General features: G+C 30.7%; 19 protein-coding genes and 1 pseudogene. 9 read left to right on the forward strand and 11 right to left on the reverse strand.

What is annotated here, in order from left to right:
- Positions 1-942: a hypothetical protein gene (locus AJ884_RS06660; protein ID WP_002861477.1), complete on the forward strand. Its 942-nt coding sequence runs from the start codon at positions 1-3 to the stop codon at positions 940-942.
- Here AJ884_RS06660 and AJ884_RS06665 read toward each other — a convergent pair.
- Entirely contained in the window at positions 934-1,386 is a 453-nt protein-coding gene (locus AJ884_RS06665; protein WP_002856786.1) for a methylated-DNA--[protein]-cysteine S-methyltransferase, read from the reverse strand. The genes AJ884_RS06660 and AJ884_RS06665 overlap by 9 nt on opposite strands.
- A 54-nt stretch (positions 1,387-1,440) precedes the next feature.
- Between AJ884_RS06665 and AJ884_RS06670 the strand changes: the two genes are divergently transcribed.
- Genes AJ884_RS06670 through trmA form a run of 5 tightly spaced genes read left to right on the forward strand, consistent with a single transcriptional unit; the run spans position 1,441 to position 8,831 of the window.
- Entirely contained in the window at positions 1,441-3,987 is a 2,547-nt protein-coding gene (locus tag AJ884_RS06670) for a bifunctional aconitate hydratase 2/2-methylisocitrate dehydratase (protein WP_070278581.1), read from the forward strand.
- A 59-nt stretch (positions 3,988-4,046) separates the two neighbouring features.
- Positions 4,047-5,285, forward strand: coding sequence for an ankyrin repeat domain-containing protein (locus AJ884_RS06675; RefSeq protein WP_032603315.1), 1,239 nt, complete (start codon positions 4,047-4,049; stop codon positions 5,283-5,285).
- Positions 5,282-6,031 carry an SDR family NAD(P)-dependent oxidoreductase gene (locus AJ884_RS06680; protein ID WP_002861474.1) on the forward strand — a complete coding sequence of 250 codons (750 nt, stop codon included), beginning with the start codon at positions 5,282-5,284 and terminating at the stop codon, positions 6,029-6,031. Before AJ884_RS06675 ends, AJ884_RS06680 begins: the two co-directional genes overlap by 4 nt.
- Positions 6,028-7,761 carry a Na+/H+ antiporter NhaC family protein gene (locus AJ884_RS06685; protein WP_002861473.1) on the forward strand — a complete coding sequence of 578 codons (1,734 nt, stop codon included), beginning with the start codon at positions 6,028-6,030 and terminating at the stop codon, positions 7,759-7,761. The genes AJ884_RS06680 and AJ884_RS06685 overlap by 4 nt, the downstream gene beginning before the upstream one ends.
- Positions 7,758-8,831 carry a tRNA (uridine(54)-C5)-methyltransferase TrmA gene (gene trmA / locus AJ884_RS06690; protein WP_002861472.1) on the forward strand — a complete coding sequence of 358 codons (1,074 nt, stop codon included), beginning with the start codon at positions 7,758-7,760 and terminating at the stop codon, positions 8,829-8,831. Before AJ884_RS06685 ends, trmA begins: the two co-directional genes overlap by 4 nt.
- Here the strand turns inward: trmA and AJ884_RS06695 are convergent.
- Complete coding sequence (locus AJ884_RS06695; protein ID WP_002861471.1) at positions 8,818-9,234, reverse strand: membrane protein; 417 nt, start codon at positions 9,232-9,234, stop codon at positions 8,818-8,820. The genes trmA and AJ884_RS06695 overlap by 14 nt on opposite strands.
- Before the next feature lie 118 nt (positions 9,235-9,352).
- Between AJ884_RS06695 and AJ884_RS06700 the strand changes: the two genes are divergently transcribed.
- Entirely contained in the window at positions 9,353-9,766 is a 414-nt protein-coding gene (locus AJ884_RS06700; protein ID WP_002861470.1) for a CoA-binding protein, read from the forward strand.
- On the forward strand, positions 9,766-10,977 hold the full coding sequence (gene ilvA, locus AJ884_RS06705; RefSeq protein ID WP_002861469.1) for a threonine ammonia-lyase: 1,212 nt from the start codon (positions 9,766-9,768) through the stop codon (positions 10,975-10,977). The genes AJ884_RS06700 and ilvA overlap by 1 nt, the downstream gene beginning before the upstream one ends.
- Here the strand turns inward: ilvA and truA are convergent.
- The 7 genes from truA to glmU are packed head-to-tail and all read right to left on the reverse strand — an operon-like array spanning position 10,974 to position 17,220.
- On the reverse strand, positions 10,974-11,699 hold the full coding sequence (truA, locus tag AJ884_RS06710) for a tRNA pseudouridine(38-40) synthase TruA (RefSeq protein WP_079264422.1): 726 nt from the start codon (positions 11,697-11,699) through the stop codon (positions 10,974-10,976). The genes ilvA and truA overlap by 4 nt on opposite strands.
- The gene (locus tag AJ884_RS06715; RefSeq protein WP_002856798.1) at positions 11,696-12,721 is read right to left on the reverse strand and encodes an LptF/LptG family permease; all 1,026 of its coding nucleotides are present in this window, start codon (positions 12,719-12,721) and stop codon (positions 11,696-11,698) included. The genes truA and AJ884_RS06715 overlap by 4 nt, the downstream gene beginning before the upstream one ends.
- A complete protein-coding gene (locus AJ884_RS06720) occupies positions 12,721-13,497 on the reverse strand; it encodes an A24 family peptidase (RefSeq protein ID WP_070278583.1) in 777 nt (258 codons plus the stop codon). Before AJ884_RS06720 ends, AJ884_RS06715 begins: the two co-directional genes overlap by 1 nt.
- Positions 13,494-14,162, reverse strand: coding sequence for a polyprenyl diphosphate synthase (gene uppS / locus AJ884_RS06725; RefSeq protein ID WP_002852565.1), 669 nt, complete (start codon positions 14,160-14,162; stop codon positions 13,494-13,496). The genes AJ884_RS06720 and uppS overlap by 4 nt, the downstream gene beginning before the upstream one ends.
- A 3-nt stretch (positions 14,163-14,165) precedes the next feature.
- Complete coding sequence (locus AJ884_RS06730; RefSeq protein ID WP_070278584.1) at positions 14,166-14,783, reverse strand: hypothetical protein; 618 nt, start codon at positions 14,781-14,783, stop codon at positions 14,166-14,168.
- Positions 14,780-15,934, reverse strand: coding sequence for a bifunctional phosphopantothenoylcysteine decarboxylase/phosphopantothenate--cysteine ligase CoaBC (coaBC, locus tag AJ884_RS06735; RefSeq protein ID WP_070278586.1), 1,155 nt, complete (start codon positions 15,932-15,934; stop codon positions 14,780-14,782). The genes AJ884_RS06730 and coaBC overlap by 4 nt, the downstream gene beginning before the upstream one ends.
- Entirely contained in the window at positions 15,931-17,220 is a 1,290-nt protein-coding gene (glmU, locus tag AJ884_RS06740; RefSeq protein WP_070278588.1) for a bifunctional UDP-N-acetylglucosamine diphosphorylase/glucosamine-1-phosphate N-acetyltransferase GlmU, read from the reverse strand. Before glmU ends, coaBC begins: the two co-directional genes overlap by 4 nt.
- A gap of 141 nt (positions 17,221-17,361) precedes the next feature.
- On the opposite strand from glmU, the gene fliP reads away from it, so the two are divergent.
- Positions 17,362-18,096, forward strand: coding sequence for a flagellar type III secretion system pore protein FliP (fliP, locus tag AJ884_RS06745; protein WP_002852529.1), 735 nt, complete (start codon positions 17,362-17,364; stop codon positions 18,094-18,096).
- 15 nt (positions 18,097-18,111) lie between these two features.
- Here fliP and AJ884_RS06750 read toward each other — a convergent pair whose 3' ends face one another.
- A complete protein-coding gene (locus AJ884_RS06750) occupies positions 18,112-18,882 on the reverse strand; it encodes a transporter substrate-binding domain-containing protein (RefSeq protein ID WP_002859503.1) in 771 nt (256 codons plus the stop codon).
- Positions 18,883-18,973: 91 nt separating this feature from the next.
- A pseudogene (locus AJ884_RS09665) lies at positions 18,974-19,886 on the reverse strand (Cj0814 family flagellar-dependent secreted protein); the annotation flags it as partial.

Genomic DNA, 19,886 nt, shown 5'->3' on the forward strand with positions numbered 1-19,886 from the left:
ATGCAAATTAGCAATTTAGGTGAACTTTTAAACGCGACACTCGTTCATGAAGGTAGCGTTTTAAGCGTGGAAGGTTTTGCCATAAATTTAAACGAACTTAAAGCAGGCTTTGCCTTCTTTAATAACGATAAAAAAGAAATTACCCAAGCTGTAAAAAAAGGCGCTTATGCTATAATTACAGAAAATGACATTACTATTGAAGATAAAGACATTTTTTACTTTAGAGTAGAAAATCTAGAACAAGCTCTTGTAAGATTTTTACGCTTTTTTTGTGAAGATAAAGAATGTGAATTTTTACTTTTTAAATCTTACGAACTAAGTCTTTGCAAGGCTTTTTATTTTAACATTTTAAAAGGAAATATTTTTGCTGATTTTGAAAAACTAATCAAAGCAAAAAAGGGTGAAATTTTTTGCTACTGTGAAGAAAATTACTTAAATAAACTTTGTGCCTATTCTCATAGTCTAAAAGATGCTAATTTTACTTTATTATCGCGATCTAGCTTTTTTTTTACAACTTTGATTTGTGAAAATTTATATTTTAAAAATCTTAATTTACCTTTTTTTTACGCAAATAGTTTTGCAAAAATTATTTCTTTTTTAAAAGAAAAAAATCAAAAAATAATATTTGACTTTAATAAGATTGATGATTTTAAAATTTATTTTATTGATGATAAATTTGAAATCACTCCTTTTGGTTCAAGCTCTCAAGCGTTTATTGTAAGCAACAACCAAAATACCTTTGAATTCTGGAAAGAAAAATTTAAAAACATAAAAGACTTTAAAATTGCTTCTAAAAATTCTTTATTTTGTGATTTTTCCTATAATCAGCTTTCAGATTTAAGAAAATTAAAAAATTTTAAATATTGTTTAATTCTTGAAAATTATGATATTTTTGAACAAGAATTTGAAAACAAAGAAAATCAAACCCCAAGCTTATTTTAAATTCACTCCTTCATTTTCAAGCAAAAATCTTTTTATTTCAAGCCCTCCATTATATCCTCCTATGCCATTGCTTGCAATAACTCTATGACAAGGTATAAAAATAGGAATTTGATTTTTAGAATTTGCATTTCCGACAGCTCTAAAAGCTTTTGGATGATTAATTTTTTCTGCTATATCTTTATAAGTAGCTATTTTACCATAAGGAATTTTCATTAAAGCCTTATAAACCTTTGATTCAAAATCTGTACCTTGTATCAAAACAGGAATGCTAAATTTTCTAAGCTTATGAGTAAAATATAAATCAAGTTCATATTTTGCTAAGTCAAGCAAACTACAATTTTTTTCTGATCTTTTATTATCACAAAAATCGACTCTAGTTAAAAATTTTCCATCACTATGTAAAGATAGGTAACATAAAGGCATTTTATAATAAACTTTAAACATTTTTTATCCTTCAAAGAGCTACAATTATAATAAAAAATATTTAAGGAGTAGAAAATGTCTTTTATGCAAGAATACAATAAACTTGTTGAAGAAAGAGCCGCTTTGGGTATACCACCCCTTCCTTTAAATGCAAATCAAACTAAAGAACTTTGTAAACTACTTGAAAATGAAAATAATGAAGAGCTTGCAAATCTTTTAGAAAATAGAGTAAATCCTGGTGTTGATGATGCAGCTTTAGTAAAATGTGAATTTTTAGATTCTATACTTAAAGGCAAAATCAGCGCTCCAAATATAGACAAAAAAAGAGCCTTAAGAATGCTTGGAACTATGCTAGGCGGATATAATGTTAAAGTTTTAATTGATGCCTTAAAAGATGAAAACATAGCCAAAGATTCTGCAGAAGTGTTGAAAAATATTATTTTTGTTCATGATAATTTTCATACCATAGCTGAACTTAGCAAAAACAATCCACACGCTAAGGAAGTTTTACAAAGCTGGGCAAATGCGGACTGGTTTAACAAAAAAGAAAAATTACCTCAAGTGATTAAATGTATAGTTTTCAAAGTAGCAGGTGAAACAAATACCGACGATCTAAGCCCTGCAGGAGATGCTTTTACAAGAAGCGATATTCCTTTGCATGCAAATGCCATGCTAAAGGTAAGACAAGCAGGATCCTTAGAAAAAATCAAAGAGCTTAAAAAAAGCGGTCGCGAAGTAGTTTATGTAGGTGATGTTGTAGGAACAGGTTCAAGTAGAAAATCAGCAATAAATTCTATACAATGGCATTTAGGAAAAGAAATAGAAGGTGTGCCAAACAAGCATAGCGGTGGTATAGTAATGGGTTCAACTATAGCACCGATTTTCTTTAACACTGCTCAAGATAGCGGGGCTTTACCTATTATCTGTGATGTAACAAACTTAGAAATGGGCGATGAGTTTGAAATTCATCCTTATGAGGGAAAAATCATAAAAAATGGCTCTACAATTGCAGAATTTACACTCAGTCCAAACACTCTCTTAGATGAAGTTAGAGCAGGAGGAAGAATCCCACTTATCATAGGTCGCGGGCTTTGTACTAAGGCTAGAGAATTTTTAGGAATGGAAAGTGAAAATATCTTTACCAAACCTGAACAACCTAAATCTTCAAGCGGTGGTTATACCTTGGCTCAAAAAATGCTAGGTCGTGCCTGTGGAGTTGAAGGCGTGCGTCCAGGTATGTATATAGAACCTATAACTTTAACTGTAGGCTCTCAAGATACCACAGGTCCTATGACTAGAGATGAAATTAAAGAACTTGCAAGCCTAGGTTTTAATGCAGACTTTGTGATGCAAAGCTTTTGCCATACAGCTGCTTATCCAAAAGTAAGCGATTCAAATTTACATAAAACCTTGCCCAATTTCATGACAAGTCGTGGTGGGGTAAGTTTAAAACCAGGTGATGGGGTTATTCACTCTTGGCTTAATCGTTTTGTATTGCCAGATACCGTAGGAACGGGTGGGGATTCTCACACACGCTTTCCTATAGGAATTTCTTTCCCTGCGGGAAGTGGACTTGTGGCTTTTGCTGCAGTTACTGGTTCTATGCCTTTAAATGTCCCTGAAAGTGTTTTAGTGCGTTTTAGCGGGGAATTACAAGCTGGAGTTACCTTAAGAGATTTGGTTAATGCTATACCTTATTACGCAATCAAACAAGGACAACTTACCGTTGAAAAGAAAAATAAGAAAAATATTTTTGCAGGAAAAATTTTAGAAATAGAAGGCTTGCCAAACTTAAAAGTCGAACAAGCTTTTGAACTTAGTGATGCAAGTGCTGAAAGATCTGCAGCTGCTTGTAGTGTGGATTTAAGCATAGAAAGTGTAAGCGAATATATCAAATCCAATATTTCTTTAATTGAAGCTATGATAGAAGCAGGATATGAGAATAAAGCTACCCTTGCTAGAAGGGCTGAAAAAATGAGAGAATGGCTTAAAAACCCTACTCTTTTAAGAGCAGATAAAGATGCAAAATACGCTTATATTATAGATATTAACCTTAATGACATTAAAGAGCCAATCCTAGCTTGTCCAAATGACCCTGATGATGTAGCAACCTTAAGTGAAATTTTAGCCGATGATAAGCGTCCAAAAAATATAGATGAAGTTTTTGTAGGTTCTTGTATGACAAATATAGGACATTATAGAGCTTTGGGAGAAATTTTAAAAGATAAAGGCATACTTAAAACCAGACTTTGGGTAGTGCCTCCAACAAAAATGGATAAAGCACAACTTACCAATGAAGGTTATTACAGCATCTTTGGTGCAGCAGGTGCTAGAATAGAAGTTCCTGGTTGTTCTTTATGTATGGGTAATCAAGCTAGAGTAAATGATGGAGCTGTAGTTTTCTCAACTTCTACAAGAAATTTTGACAACCGTATGGGAATGGGTGCTAAAGTATATTTAGGCAGTGCAGAACTTGCGGCAGTTTGTGCGATTTTGGGTAAAATTCCAAGCAAGGAAGAATACTTACAAATTGTCAGCGAAAAACTAAGTGATGAGCATAAGGCAAATATCTATAGATATTTAAATTTTAATGAGATTGAAAATTTCAAACTTGAAAATTAATTCAAATTTAATACTTATTTGGATTAAATAACAAAATTAAAATTTTCAAAGGAAAAATATTGAAGTTATTATTCACTTCCTTTTGTTGTTTTGCAAGTTTAATGGCTAGCGATGCCATTAACTGCGACAACATTAAAAATAATAAAACATTGCTAAATAAAAGTTCAAATTTAGATTATTTAAATATAGCTTCAAGCTGTAAAGAATCTTTAAAAAATCAAGATTTTACAAAAAAACTCTATGCGATTTCCAATGAAATTCGCGGAAGCAATAGCTCTTGTAATGGTGTGGCTTATTTGCCCAAATTACAACAATTTGATTTTTTATTATTAAAAATAGCTATCGATCCCATCGCTTATCAAAAAACTTTAGATACACCCGAAAATTTAGAAAAAAAATATGATATTTTAAAATCTTATTTTAGATATTGGGCATATCAAAGTATAGGAAATTTTAGACTTTACAAAGCTTTTTGGAAAGAATATAACAATGCTATAGAACCTTTAGAAAAGTATTTTGAAAGTAATTTTAATTTTGACAAAGGTAGTAATATTTACTATACTAGCAATGCTTTAAACGAATTTTTAAATTGGGCTGTTGGTGAAACAAAAATTTACAAAGACATTAGTCCTTTAGCAAAAATCATGTCAAATAAAAATTATTCGGTATCTTATATACAAGATTTTATTTTTTCAAATAATCCAAGCCAAGATGATCTTACGATAGCCTTGCAAGCAGCGCTTCTAAATCAAAGAGAAAAAGAAATTTTAGAACTTTTGATTCGTTTTGGTGCTAGGATTGACGAAGGTTATGAAAGTGCTATTTTTTACGCATTGGAAAATTATGAAAATACAAATTTTTTAATCCAAAATGGAGCGAATGTTAATCAAGCCAATGCCTTTGGTAAAACCCCACTTTTTTATGCCATAGAGTTTAATCGCCTTGATATCATAAAACTACTTCTTGATAATGGAGCAAATTTTAATCAAAAATATATTAATAACAATGAAAAATTAGCATTAAGTGCGAACATAGGTTCAAATACGCCTTATTTTATTACATTTTGTGCTCTAGAGCACACTTCAAAAAATGTTTTAATGCATGCTGCAGCCTATGGAAATGTTGAAATTTTAAAACTTCTTATTTCAAAAGGAGCAAATTTTAATGCTGTTGATGATCTTGGTTTTAATGCGCTTGACTTTGCGCTAGCAGCAGGTAAAAAAGAAAATGCTGATTATCTAAAAAGCTTGGGTTTAAAAGCAAACGAAAATCTATTTTACGGAGGTAGTTTAGAATGAAAACCGCATTTATTACAGGAGCTAGTTCAGGTTTTGGTAGAGCTTGCGTTGAAGCTTTTATACAAAAAGGCTACAAAGTAATCGCCCTTGCTAGACGCAAAGAGCGTCTAGAAGAGTTAAAAAATGCTCACAAAGATAAGATTTATACGCTTTGCATAGATGTAAGAAATCAAAAAGAAATCTTTGAGGCTATTGAAAATTTACCCAAAGAATTTCAAGAAATTGATGTGCTTTTTAATAATGCAGGTTTAGCTTTAGGGGTAGATGAATTTGATAAATTAAACCTTGAAGATATTAACACTATGGTAGATACAAACATCAAAGGATTTTTATATGTTGCAAAAGCTGTTATTCCTATACTTCGTAAACAAAAAAATGCTTATATTTTTAACTTAGGTTCGGTTGCAGGACGCAATCCTTATTTTGGAGGCAATGTGTATTGTGGAACCAAAGCCTTTGTAGGACAATTTTCATTGGCCTTAAGAAATGATCTTAGAGGAAGCAATATCAAAGTAACAAACATTGCTCCAGGACTTTGCAAAACTGAATTTAGTGAAGTGCGTTTTAAAGGAGATATCCAAAAAGCTGATGCAGTGTATGAAAATACGCAATTTATCAGTGCTAATGATATTGCCAAAGTGGTAATGTCTATTATTAACCTACCAAGCCATATTAATGTTAATGAAATCGAGCTTATGCCGGTAACACAAACTTGGAATGGATTTTATATAGAAAGAGATGAATGAATAAATTTTTAGTTTTATTGTTTTTACCTTTAGTTGCATTTGCAAACTCCTCAGAAGCAGCTGCAAATGCTAATTTATTTGGAGTTTTTACGCTTATACCACCTTTAGTTGCTATTGCTTTAGCCTTTATCACAAAAGATGTTATTTTGTCACTCTTTGCTGGAGTTTTAAGTGGAACTTTTCTACTTAGCCTTTCTGCAAATATTTTCAAAGCACAACATTTAGCTTTTGTAAATTTTTATAATACTGCAGTAGAATCTTTTTCAAAGATTATTTCTTATATCTTAGGTTCAACTTCTGATCCAGTAAATGCGGGAATCATTTTACAAATTCTTTGTATAGGTGGTCTTGTGGCGCTTATCACAAAAATGGGTGGTGCAAAAGCTGTAGCATTAAAATTTGCCAAAAGAGCCAAATCAGCTGTATCAGCTCAAGTTAATACTTGGTTTTTAGGGCTTTTAATATTTTTTGATGATTATGCTAATTTACTGATCGTAGGTCCAATTATGCGTCCTTTGGCGGATAAATTTAAAATTTCTCGTGAAAAATTTGCCTTTATTATCGACTCTACCGCAGCTCCTGTGGCAGGAATAGCTGTAATTTCCACTTGGATAGGCTTAGAAGTTTCCTTAATTAAAACCGCTTATGAACACATAGGCATTAGCGATATTAGTGCTTTTGGAATTTTTGTCGAAACCATACCTTATCGTTTTTATAATATCTTCATGCTTTTTTTTGTAGTCATGACTGCAATCATGGGACGTGAGTTTGGCTCTATGTACAAGGCTGAAGTGCGTGCAAGAACCACAGGACAAATTGCACCTCTACCTAAATCAGGCACGCTAGATACTGCTGAATTAGAAGATCAGTTTTTAGCGCCAAAAGAAGGTATTAAAATTCGTGCTTTTGATGCTATTGTTCCTATTTTTACTTTAATCATTTTAGCTATATTAGGATTTTATTTTAATGGACTTAGCACTTTAGAAGGCGAAGAACTTGCAAAAGCAAGTGCCAATCCTTTGTCTTTTGAAACTTTTAGGGCTGCTTTTGGAAATGCTGATTCTTCTGTGGTGTTATTCCAAGCTGCTTTGTTTGCTGCTATTGCAGCGATTTTTATCGGGGTGCGTCGTAAAATTTTCAATCTTAAAGAAGCGGTAGAAACTTGGATATATGGCTGGAAAACCATGATTTTTACCATAGTATTGCTTTTATTTGCTTGGTCGCTTTCAAGTATAGTAAAAGATCTAGGAACTTCTTTATTTATCACCAGTCTACTTGCAGATAAATTGCCTGAGTTTATTTTACCTGCTACTATTTTTGCTTTTGCTTCAGCCATTTCTTTTGCCATAGGAACAAGCTATGGAACTATGGGGATTTTAATGCCTTTGGCTGTGCCTTTAGCTCATGAAATCGCCAAAATCAATGGTATGGATGCAAATGCTATGCATCATTATATGGTCATTAATATAAGCTGCGTTTTAACAGGTGCGATTTTTGGAAACCATTGCTCACCAATTTCAGATAATGTAATCCTTTCATCTATGAGTGCAAAATGCGATCATATGGAGCATGTAAGAACACAAATTCCTTATGCTCTATTTATCTGTGGTATTTCTTTAATCGCTGGATATATTCCTGTATCTTTAGGACTTAGCGTTTGGTTTGTCTTGCCTTTAAATTTTATACTTATTGCGCTTTTACTAAGACTCATCGGAAAGAAAGTTCCATGAGTCTTGAAAATTTTGGAAATTTTCTTACTTTAGATGAAAAACACTCTTTCATAAAAAAATATTTTAAAGAATTTTATACAAAGGAATTTAAACTTTTTGCCTCAAAAGATAAACATTATCGTACAAGAGTTGAACTTTCATTTTATCATGAAAATGATACTCTTTTTTATGCAATGTTTGATCCAAAAAGCAAAAAAAAGTACATTATAGAATATTTAGATTTTGCTGATGAAAAAATTTGCGCTTTTATGCCAAAACTTCTAGAATGCTTGCGTCAAGATAGCAAATTAAAAGAAAAACTTTTTGGCGTGGAGTTTTTAACCACAAAGCAAGAACTTAGCATAACTTTACTTTATCATAAAAATATAGAAGATATAAAGTCAAATTTAGAAAATTTAAGCAATATTCTTCATATCAACCTTATAGCAAGAAGTAAAGGCAAAAAACTTATTTTTAAAACAGAAAATCTAAGACAAACTTTAAATATTCAAGATAGAAAAATATTTTATGAATTTAACAACGATTGTTTTATTCAGCCTAATACTGCTATAAATGAAAAAATGATTACTTGGGTATGTGAAATTTTAAGCACTCAAAAAAGAATGGATTTACTTGAGCTTTACTGTGGATATGGAAATTTTACTTTAGCTTTAGCACCATTCTTTTTTAAAATTTTAGCCACTGAAATTTCAAAAAGCAATATTAATTTTGCTTTAAAAAATTGCGAGCTTAACAATACAACAAATATCCACTTTGCAAGACTTTCAAGCGAAGAATTAAGTCTTGCTATCAAAAAAGAAAGAGAATTTTTTCGTTTAAAAGATATTCGATTAGATGATTTTAATTTCTCTCATGTTTTAGTTGATCCACCCCGTGCAGGACTTGATAAAAGCGTAATTGACTTAATAAAAAAATATGAAAATATTATTTATATTTCTTGCAATCCTATCACTTTAAAAGAAAATTTAAAAGAATTAAGTCTAACACATAGAGTGGAAGAGTTTGCTCTTTTTGATCAATTTGCCAATACTCCACATCTTGAATGTGGAGTATTTCTTAGCAAGGTATAAAAAAATAATTCATTAATTTAGCCAGTATTACTATCGCGATACAAAGCACAAATACAAAAGGATGGATAAAAGCACCAAGCGGGTTTTTCTTCTTTAATATAAAATGACAAAATAAAGAAAAAACAACTAAAGATAAAATTCCAAAAGCCAAAATAATTTTTATAGCAAAAAGTAAATTTAAAGGTTTAAAATGAAAACCTGCCAAAGCACCTCCGCTTAAAAAAAGCAAAAGAACCACAAAAGGCATTATTTTAACCCCAGTAGCACTAAAAAGACTTTTGTCAAAATTAGGATTTTTCTTTTTAACTACGCCCAAAACAAATACATCAACAAACAAATAACCTATAAACAAAATAGCACAAAGAAGATGGATTGTTAAAGTATATGGATAAAATTCTTCCATTTTTCCCTCCTTATTAAACTTCGGAATTTGCTATATTATAACACTTTTTTCATTTTTTGAATTCACTTTAGTTAATTTTTTAATCATTTAAGATAAAATACCAAAACAAAGGTTAATAATGAATGAAAAAGAAACTATCTCTTATATTATAAATACAAGTAAAAATATTGCCATATTTGCTTTAAGTCCAGATAAGACAAAAGCTTCTTATAGGGTAGCAGAATTTTTACAAAGAAAAAATTATAAAATTTTTCCTATTTATCCTAAAGAAGAGTTTATTTTAAATGAAAAAGTTTATAGAAATTTAGATCAAATAGAAGAAAAAATCGATACACTTATACTTTTTAGAAAAGGCGAAGCGGCACTAGAAATTCTTCCTAAGCTTGTTGAAAAAAATATTAAAAACCTATGGCTTCAACTTGGTATTAGTAATGAAACAGCCAAAGAAGAATGTAAAAAATTAGATATAAATTTTATACAAAATCGTTGCATTATGCTAGAATATCCGTATTTTAAAACAAAGGAAAAATAGTGTTAGAGCTTAATAAAATTTACAAAGCAAAACAACAAATTTCAGGGTTTGTAAACAAAACTCCTTTCATATACTCTTCTTTTTTAAGTGATATTTGTCAAAGTGAGATTTATCTTAAAAATGAAAATTTACAAATTACAGGTGCTTATAAAATTCGTGGAGCTTATAATAAAATAGCCAATCTTAGCGCTGAACAAAAACAACATGGAGTCATTGCCGCAAGTGCGGGAAACCATGCTCAAGGCGTGGCCATTAGTGCAAAAAAATTTGGCATTAAAGCGGTTATTGTAATGCCAGAATCCACTCCGCTCTTAAAAGTTTCTGCTACAAAAGCCTTAGGAGCAGAGGTGATACTCAAAGGGGATAATTTTGATGAATCCTATACTTTTGCAACCTCTTATGCTAAAGAAAATAATCTTAGTTTTATCCATCCTTTTGAAGATGAATTTGTAATGGCAGGACAAGGAACTTTGATGCTTGAAATGCTTGATGAAATAAGTGATCTTGATATGATTATCGCACCTGTTGGAGGTGGAGGACTTATAAGTGGTATCGCAAGTGCAGCTAAACAAATCAATCCAAACATTAAAATCATCGGCGTTGGAGCCAAAGGAGCTCCTGCAATGTATGAAAGTTTTCATGCTAAAAAAATCAAAAATGCAAAAAGCGTACGCACTATAGCCGATGGTATTGCTGTGCGTGATGCAAATCCTATTAATTTTAATATTATTTTAGAATGCGTAGATGATTTTATCCAAGTTGATGATGAAGAAATCGCTAATGCGGTATTGTTTTTACTTGAAAAACATAAAATCATAGTTGAAGGCGCAGGAGCTGCGAGTGTAGCCACCCTACTTCATCAAAAAATAAATACACAAAATCATAAAAAAATTGGCGTAGTTTTAAGCGGAGGCAATATCGATGCACAAATGCTAAATATCATCATAGAAAAAGGTTTATTTAAATCTTACAGAAAAATGCAAATTCATGTTACTTTAGTAGATAAACCTGGGGCATTATTACACCTTACAGACAGCTTAAAAATAGCCAATGCAAATATAGTAAAAATCGACTATGATAGATTTTCCACCAAGCTTGATTATGGCGATGCGATGATTTCAATTACCCTAGAAACCAAAGGCAAAGAACATCAAGAAGAAATAAGAAAAATTTTAACCCAAAAGGCGTTTAATTTCTATGAAAGTTTTTAATAACATATACGGCTTAAATAAAGCCCATTTGGCGGTGCTAAAAAGTGATTGTATTGCTTTTTAGCCTCAATCTGTTCTTTGAGTTCTTTTTCACTCATTTTTCCTTCTAAAACCTTTAAAACGCTTGCTACGCTTAATCTAATTTGCCCTCTTAAAAAACCATTAGCTTTAAAATGAAAAATGCTAAAATCTTTATAAGCATAAGCTCTAGCAATAAAAATTTCTCTTAAAGTCGTTTTATTATCCCCTCCACTTTTACAAAAAAACTTTAAATCCTTTTTTCCTACAAAAAAACCCAAAAGCTCATTAGCTTTACCTAGGTCAAATTTAGGATAAAAATGTACATAAGAAGCCATAAAAGGACTATAAGAAGAGTGAGAAAATATATAGCGGTATTCTCTACTTTTTACATCAAATCTTACCTCAAAATCATCTTTTACTTTTTCAATTTTTTTGATATGGATAAAAGGATGGGAAAATTTATTAAGTTGTTTTTGAAGATATTCTAAATTTACAAAATGATCTCCACATTCTACACTAGCTACAGCATAGCTTGCATGTACTCCTTTATCCGTACGAGAAGCCATCAAAAGAGGTGAAAAAATACCCAAATGCGATAAGACCCCACTTAAAGCATCTTGAACACCTTTTTTATGAGGCTGAGTAGCAGAACCTAAAAAAGCAGAGCCATCATAAGAAAATATAATTTTTATTTTCATCAATAACGACTCAAAATCATTTTCTTAAAACAATAAGCCGAAACAAATAAACTTAAAGAAAAAATTCCAAGGCAAGCCAAAATTGGAGGTTGAGAAAAAGAACTTAAAAGTCCAAAATATATAGCAATCACTCCAAACATACCTAAATACACATAGCCTTTTTCATAACGATAAGTAACCAAACCAAAACAAAGTGCAAAAAGCGTACTAGCAAGTGGAAACAAGGCTATAGTTGTATAAATCACAAATTCTCTTGCTCTTTGTGGATTTTCGTTTAAATCATTCCAGTATTCATAAAATTTCTTTGTTTGAAGATTGTCTGTATTAAACTGAGTATTTACTACTAAAGTGTCAAATTCTCCACTAAAAATACTTTGACCTTGCTCAAAATTATACATTTTGCCTTGATTTAAGCTAAAAGCAAAGCTATCGTCTTTTCTTTGCACATGCGCTTCTTTGGCTATGATAAGCTGTTCTTTATCATCAGCTTTATGTTTAGGGCGATACATAATTATGTTTTCATACTTATCACTATCTTGTTTTTCTATAAAAATCATCCAGTCTAAAAATTTTTGTCCAAATTCTCCTGTTTTGTAGTTAAATTTCACTTGAGTGCTTTTATAGTTTACAAAGTTATCCTGAAGCTCAAATACTATAGGTATCATTACCAAAGCCACAACAAGCATAAAAGCACTAATCAAGCTTGCAATTTTAAGGAAAAATTTTGCCAAAATCATTGGTGAAAATCCCAAAGTAAAAAGTACTATGCTTTCATTTTCCTTAGAAAGTCTAAACAAAGCCAAAGTTAAAGAAATGAAAAAAGATATAGGCAAGGTAAAAATTAAAATTCTAGGCAACATAAATCCATAAAGCTTTAAAAGATCCAAAAAACTAATCTCTATGCTTGAAGTAAGTTTTGCAAGTTGAATAAAAAACACCATAGATACAATAGCAAAAAGTACGAAAAATATAGACAAATTCGTACTTAAAAATTGATTTAAAACATATCTTAAACTAAGCTTCATTAGAATAATCCTAAGTTTTTATAAAATAAAACTGCCACAAAAGCGATATTTAAAAAGGGTATCATAGCAAGTTCTCGCTCTTTTATTGCTTTAATTTTAAAAAAAATAAAAAAAGGCAAAGTTAAAATAGAAGCTATAAATAATACTAAAAATCCATACTCAAAACCTAAAATTCCACCTATACAAGACATAATGATAATATCAGCATCACCCAAATTTTCTAAAATTTCATCTTTTTTTTGGAAATTCATTAGAAAAAAAACTAAACTTTTTAATAAAAAAACAAATCCTCCAAAACTAAAAGCATTTAGTAAAAAACCTCTGCTAAACTCTTTAAAAATCAAAAAATGTAAAATTTCACTTTCCCTAAAGGCGTAAAAAAAAGCAAATAAAAAAGCACTCCAAAGTAAGATTTGTGGTACGGCTTTGAGTTTAATATCAATTAAAGAAAGCAAGAAAAGATTAAATAAAAATAGAGATAAAAATAAAAAATCATAAAAATTTTGACTTAAAAAATAAACCAAAATAAGCAAAATTATGCCTAAAATTTCATTGATTAATAAAGAAATAGGCAAATGACATTTGCAAGTTTGACATTTTGCCTTTAAAAAAATATAAGAAAAAATAGGAATAATTTCATAGTATTTTAATTTTGCATCACAAGAAAAACAAAAAGAGCGCGAGATAAAAAAAGGCTTTTTTTCAATTATCCTACTTGCCAAACTTGTGCAAAAAGAACCCAAACAAGCCCCTAGAATTATTATGAAAAGTATCATTTTCCAAAAGTTCTTTCTCTATTTCTAAATTCTTTAATAATCCTTTTAAATTCTCTCTTGGTAAGAGATGGAAATAAAGTTTCACTAAAATAAATTTCAGCATATGAACACTGCCAAAGTAAGAAATTTGAAAGTCTTTTAGCATTTCCAACGCGAAGCATCAAATCCACATCTAAAGGTAAATCTAAATTTTGCGTTAAATTTTCTTCATTTAGCTCAAGTTTTTTTTCGATCACACGCTTAGCAGCTCTTATAATTTCATCTCTTGCACCATAACTTATAGCCAAATTAACACAAAGTGCGTCACAATGCTTTGTTTTTTCTTCAACTAAGGTAATTTTTTCTCTTACTTTATCTTCCAAACGCGATAAATCACCTATAGCTCTTAAACGCACATTATTTTTTTCAAATTTTTCTAAAGCTTCATCCAAACAACGATCTAAAAGTTCAAAAATAAAATCAATTTCATCTTTAGGGCGCTTCCAATTTTCCGTACTAAAAGCAAAAAGGCTTAAATTTGAAATATTTTCTTCCATGCAAACTTCCATCAATTTTTGCATAGTTTTGACTCCTTGGGAATATCCAAGTTTTGCCAAAAAACCCTTAGCCCTAGCCCAGCGCCTATTACCATCCATAACAACAGCAAGGTGTTTTAATTCATTCATTTTTCATCCTTTAAAATCAAAAAGCCTTTTGAAAACAAACAAAGGTTCAATCTTGTTTTCTTGCGATACATTAAAATCTAAATGTTCGTTTAAAAATTTTTGTACCTTGGCAAAAGGTGTAAAAACGCTAACACCTTGTAAATCTATTAAAATTTTCAAAGCTCCAAAAACACTAAAATATAAGTAAATTTCTAAATATTTTGCTCTTTTACGCATTTGAAACAAGCAAGATTTATTTTCAAAGATAAAAGGAATATGATAAATATTTTCAAAACTTGCAAAAAGCATTTCTTTTAATATCTGATAACGCTCTATATCTTTACAATCTAAAAGATTTTGTATGATGAATTTTTTATAAGAAATTTTATCCTCTAAAATAGCGATTATTAAAGCCAATCCCTCTTCAAAAGGTTTGAAATTAGGACGCTTTGAAAGATGTTTAAATTGTATAACTCCACCATTTTGCATATAAAGTTCGGCTAAATATTCAGCGCCAATTTCAAGCTCTATCATGCTTTTGGTTTGAATCTTTTTGTGATTTAACAAAAGCGTATAGTGTCCATAGCCTGATTTAGCCAAAACTTTCATTTGTATAGGCAAGGTAGAATTAATCATACTCATAATTTTTCACACCATTTTACTAATTCAAATGCCAATTTTTCTTTGCTTTGCAAGGTGCTTTTATTTTCATTGTTGAAAGTGATAAAATAAAGTTCATTTTGATAGCTTCCAAAATAATTTTTTTGACCAATGATATTAAGGCAAACCATATCAAGTTGCTTATCTTTTAAAGATTTTTTCGCATTTTCTAAGGCATTTTGAGAATCAAATTCCATCTTAAAACCTATCTTTTTGCCTTGAAATTTGCAAGTTTTAAGCAAATCTTCATTTAAAGATAGATGCAAGTTTAAACCCTGTAAATGCTCATTTTTTTTAATTTTTCCTTTTACACTTTGAGGGATAAAATCACTCACTGCAGCCGTCATAATCAAAAAGTCATGACTTAAATTTTTATCCAAAAGCTCTTTTAGTTCCTTAGAACTTTCAAATTTGCAAAGCTCATAAGGCGTATCAAATTCCACAGAGCTTAAAAGTTTTACCCTAGCTCCTAAAAAATAAAAAGCATCAGCTATGGCTTTTGCCATTTTTCCACTTGAAAAATTACTCACACAACGCACATCATCGATCTTTTCTTTTGTGCCACCACCTGTGATAACTACACTTTTATCACACCAAAACTTTTCTTTTAAAAGCTCTCTTTTGGTGATATTAAAAATATCCTTAACTTCAGCTAAGGCTCCTACGCCTTCATCTTTACAAGCTAAAACTTTACAAATAGGCTCTATAATCGAAGCTTTATTTTCTTTAAGTATCTTTAAAGAATTTTGCGTGCTAAAATGATGAAACATATTTGTATTTGCCGCAGGAGCTATGATAAGAGGTTTATTTGCTGCGATTAAGGTTTGGATAAAAAGATTATCCGCTATACCAAAAGCAAGTTTATTGATAGAATTAACACTTGCAGGGGCAAACAAAACAAGGTCTACATCCTTGCTAAAAACTATGTGATTGTTTGAGTTTTGCCAACTTTCATTTTCCTCGCATAAAATCTCATCAGCCAAGGCTTCAAAACTCATTTTGCTAGCAAATTTTAACAAACCATTAGAAAGCAAAACTTTTACCCTAAAGCCTTCTTTTTTAAACAAAGAAATAAGCTCGTAAGATTTATAAAAAGCTATACTGCCACTAATAGCCAAAAGTATGGTTTTCATTTTTGAAATTTTTTGTAATAATAATCTTTTATCATCTTATGCTCTGCTCTATTGATAAACAAAGCACCTTTTTCTACATTGATACCTACCGTGCTTCCTGCTGCTATGATCACTTCATCTTCGATTTTTACAGGCGCGATAAATTGCGTATCAGAACCTACAAAAACATTTTTTCCTATGATGGTTTTATGCTTTTTTACCCCATCATAATTGCATGTAATAGTCCCACAGCCTATATTAGTTCCACTATCTATCTCACAATCTCCTAAATAGCTCAAATGTCCTGCTTTTACGGTATTTAACTTTGCATTTTTACATTCTACAAAATTTCCTATATGAGTGTTTTTTAACTCACAATTTGGACGCAAATGTGCCAAAGGCCCTACATCGCTATTTTCTACGATGGAATTTTCTATCACACTTGAGCTTTTAATGATAGAGTTTATAATCTTACTTTTACCCTCTATCCTTACATTTTCATATACTTCGCATTCACCTACAAATTCAACATCTGCACCTATAAAAGTGCTTTGCGGTAAATGAAAAATCACACCCTGTTGCATCCAGTATTTTTTAATTTTTTCTTGCATGAAATTTTCAGCTATACTGAGTTCAAATTTATCATTAATCCCCATAAATTCATCTTCATCTACAAAAACCGCTTTAATCATCACATCTTTTTCTTTTGCTAGTTTTACAATGTCGGTTAAATAATACTCTTTTGCCGCATTATTGTTATCAATCAAAGGTAAAAGCTCTTTTAAAAGTCTCGATTCAATCACATAAACCCCAGCATTGCAAGTATTTATCTCTTTTTCTTGTGTATTTGCATCTTTAAATTCAACAATTTTTTCAACGCTATCGTTTTTTATCACCACCCTACCATAACTTTTAGGATCTCTTGCTTTAAAAACTGCTAGATTTAATTTTGCATTATTACCTAACAAAGCTTCCAAACTTGTTTGCTCAACTAAAGGCATATCGCCACAAAGAATCAACACTCTTTCATTTTTAGGCTCAAACCCCCTTAAAGCTCCTGCAGTTCCTGGATAATTTTGCAAGTCTTGCTCTAAAATTTGTGTTTTTGGAAAATGTTCTAAAATTTCTTTTTCAACGCGTTCTTTTTGATGCGATAAAACTACACTTACATCATCACTTAAAGCAAAAGCCTTTTTTAAAATGTGTAAAATCACACTTTTTTGACAAAGCTCTTGCAAAACCTTTGGCTTTTGTGATTTCATTCTAGTGCCCAATCCTGCCGCTAAAATCAAAATAGAAGTTTTCATTTTTTACCTTTGTTATTAAGAAGTCTAAAAGACTATTTTAGCAGTTTAAAGTTAAAATCCTAATACCCTTAAACTAGTTTTTAGTCATCAAAAGATAAAATTTAAATTTCTTTAATAAAAAACAAAAAAGGTTTTTAAATTTTGAAAAAAATATTATTATTTTTACTTTTAAGCATGAGCTTATTTGCTGCTGAAGCAACTATCCCTACAGTAAATTTAAGCTTAAGTGCACCCAATACGCCTAATCAGCTTGTTACTACTTTAAATATAGTGATTGTTTTAACCATACTTGCGCTCGCTCCAAGTATAGTTTTTGTTATGACTTCTTTCTTGCGTCTTATTGTGGTATTTTCATTTTTGCGACAAGCTATGGGGACGCAAAGTATGCCACCTAACACTATTTTAGTAACCTTGGCTTTAATTTTAACTTTTTTTATCATGGAACCTGTAGCTACAAAATCCTATAATGAAGGTATAAAACCTTATTTAGCAGAAAAAATAGGCTATGAAGAGGCTTTTATAAAAGGAGCAAAGCCTTTTAAAGATTTTATGCTTAAAAATACTCGCGAAAAAGATTTAGCCCTTTTTTATCGCATACGCAATCTACCCAATCCCAAAACCATAGATGATGTTCCCCTTACGGTTTTAGTTCCTGCTTTTATGATTTCAGAGCTTAAAACCGCTTTTGAAATAGGATTTTTAATCTACCTACCCTTTTTAGTCATAGATATGGTTGTAAGCTCAGTTTTAATGGCTATGGGTATGATGATGCTACCTCCTACTATGATCTCTTTACCTTTTAAACTCTTGATTTTTGTATTAGTGGATGGATGGAATTTGCTAGTGCAAAGGCTTGTGGAAAGCTTTGTAACCTAAGAAGGAAAATCCTTCTTAGAAAAAGAATTCTAAATTATTCTTTTTAAAAGTATCTTTAACATCTTTAAGATATTTTTCTCCTAAAGAATCAAAAAGCCCATCTTTTTTGCTTTCTGCAATAAATTCATCAAGCTCTTTTTTAAGTTCTGCATTACCTTTTTGCACTGCTATACCCCAAAACTCAGGATTTTCTTGAAAAGGTGCCAAAATGGCTCTAGTTGTATCTTGATGTTTTTGCCAAGTGCGATAAATCGTAAGTTGATCATAAAAAAATCCATCAGCCTTGCCTTGAATCACTTCCAAAATAGCAGCATTTTCTTTATCAAATAAATTAATAGTTGCATTTTTTAAATTTTTAACCGCATATAAATGCCCTGTAGAACCACGCTTTAAAGCCAAAACTTTGCCCTTTTTATCTAAATCTTTGATATTTGTAATATCAGAGTTCAAAGGAGTTAAAATAGCCAAATTTGCCTTAGCATAAGGAATGCTAAAATCCACCACTTTCTTTCTCTCATCGGTAATTGTCATAGAAGACATTATAAGATCTATCTTGGCTGTTTTTAAAGCAGGTATTAAACCATCCCAAGCGATATTTTTTACTACAAGTTTATAGCCGTTTTTCTTTGCAAAAGCTTCTAAAAAATCCACGCTAATTCCACTTGCTTTGCCTGTTTTATCGCTCATTTCAAAAGGCGGATATCCAAGCTCCATTCCTACAACCAAATCTTTTGCACTCAAATTTAAAGCAAAAAAAGAGATAAAAATCAAAATAATTTTTTTCATAATTTCCTTTCAAATTTTTTGTAAAAAATTATACTAATTTTATCTTATTTTGTTATTAGCAATTTGTTTTAAACTTAAAAAATTAAAACCTTTAAACCCTAGTCTGCCCTATAAGATTATTTAATCTATCCATTATAGAATTAACATAAGAGTCTATACTTTGGTTACTTGCTTTCCAGCCATTAGCTTTTGCTTGATTAAACTGATTATCAAACCAAGCTCCACCATAACCTATGCTTGTATTTTGCCAAGCAACTCCTTTTTCCATTGCATATATATCTGCATCAAGCCAGCCATCTTGTGCATAACCTTTTAATAAACCGCAAAATCCACTTTGCCTGTCATGATGTCATTTAAAGCAATGCTATCACCATTAAAACTTTCTTTAGCCATAGCCCTATTGTAAGCTTCTACTTTTGGGTTAAGTGTAGTTTCTGAACTCTCAACGGGTTGTCCGCTACCATATGATTTTAAAAAACTCATAAACAAAGCTTCTTTAGAATAACTTCCATCTTCATTTTTTGGATAAACTGACATATCAGGATTAAATTGCCAATCTTCACCTTTAGAAACATTTTTGATTTCTTCCAAAGATAAACCAAAACTATGTCCATTTATGCCATCTATTAAAGATCCTGATTGTATATATAAACTTTCAGCTTCTTTCATTTGTTCAGGGGTTTGATAAATATTTGTAATAGAAGAATTTGAAAAATCTCTTAGGTGAGTGATATTCATTCTATTGCTTGGATCATTAAAATCCACCATTTATAGCATAACCCTTAGGCATAGAATTTATATCTGCTTCAGTGAAACTTGTTTTATTGGTATCATTAAAAGTATGATTAACAATTTGATTAAATTGATTATAATATTGTTTTATGGTATCAGCCATATCGATATTGGTAAAATAGCGAGAAATTCCTAGCTGTTCTCTTATATCTTGATATTGTGCTTCATTAAAGTTATATATCTCATCCAAAGTAGATTTATGTATCTTAAAA

Origin of the sequence: Campylobacter sp. BCW_6463, assembly GCF_001762785.1 — a bacterium.
GTDB classification, from domain to species: domain Bacteria; phylum Campylobacterota; class Campylobacteria; order Campylobacterales; family Campylobacteraceae; genus Campylobacter_D; species Campylobacter_D jejuni.

What these genes read in the sequence shown, in the direction of transcription:
- AJ884_RS06660 (WP_002861477.1), top strand. Translation starts at nt 1, where the DNA reads ATGCAAATTAGCAATTTAGGTGAACTTTTAAACGCGACACTCGTTCAT.
- AJ884_RS06665 (WP_002856786.1), bottom strand. Translation starts at nt 1,386, where the DNA reads ATGTTTAAAGTTTATTATAAAATGCCTTTATGTTACCTATCTTTACAT.
- AJ884_RS06670 (WP_070278581.1), top strand. Translation starts at nt 1,441, where the DNA reads ATGTCTTTTATGCAAGAATACAATAAACTTGTTGAAGAAAGAGCCGCT.
- AJ884_RS06680 (WP_002861474.1), top strand. Translation starts at nt 5,282, where the DNA reads ATGAAAACCGCATTTATTACAGGAGCTAGTTCAGGTTTTGGTAGAGCT.
- AJ884_RS06685 (WP_002861473.1), top strand. Translation starts at nt 6,028, where the DNA reads ATGAATAAATTTTTAGTTTTATTGTTTTTACCTTTAGTTGCATTTGCA.
- trmA (WP_002861472.1), top strand. Translation starts at nt 7,758, where the DNA reads ATGAGTCTTGAAAATTTTGGAAATTTTCTTACTTTAGATGAAAAACAC.
- AJ884_RS06695 (WP_002861471.1), bottom strand. Translation starts at nt 9,234, where the DNA reads ATGGAAGAATTTTATCCATATACTTTAACAATCCATCTTCTTTGTGCT.
- AJ884_RS06700 (WP_002861470.1), top strand. Translation starts at nt 9,353, where the DNA reads ATGAATGAAAAAGAAACTATCTCTTATATTATAAATACAAGTAAAAAT.
- AJ884_RS06715 (WP_002856798.1), bottom strand. Translation starts at nt 12,721, where the DNA reads ATGAAGCTTAGTTTAAGATATGTTTTAAATCAATTTTTAAGTACGAAT.
- AJ884_RS06720 (WP_070278583.1), bottom strand. Translation starts at nt 13,497, where the DNA reads ATGATACTTTTCATAATAATTCTAGGGGCTTGTTTGGGTTCTTTTTGC.
- uppS (WP_002852565.1), bottom strand. Translation starts at nt 14,162, where the DNA reads ATGAATGAATTAAAACACCTTGCTGTTGTTATGGATGGTAATAGGCGC.
- AJ884_RS06730 (WP_070278584.1), bottom strand. Translation starts at nt 14,783, where the DNA reads ATGAGTATGATTAATTCTACCTTGCCTATACAAATGAAAGTTTTGGCT.
- coaBC (WP_070278586.1), bottom strand. Translation starts at nt 15,934, where the DNA reads ATGAAAACCATACTTTTGGCTATTAGTGGCAGTATAGCTTTTTATAAA.
- glmU (WP_070278588.1), bottom strand. Translation starts at nt 17,220, where the DNA reads ATGAAAACTTCTATTTTGATTTTAGCGGCAGGATTGGGCACTAGAATG.
- AJ884_RS06750 (WP_002859503.1), bottom strand. Translation starts at nt 18,882, where the DNA reads ATGAAAAAAATTATTTTGATTTTTATCTCTTTTTTTGCTTTAAATTTG.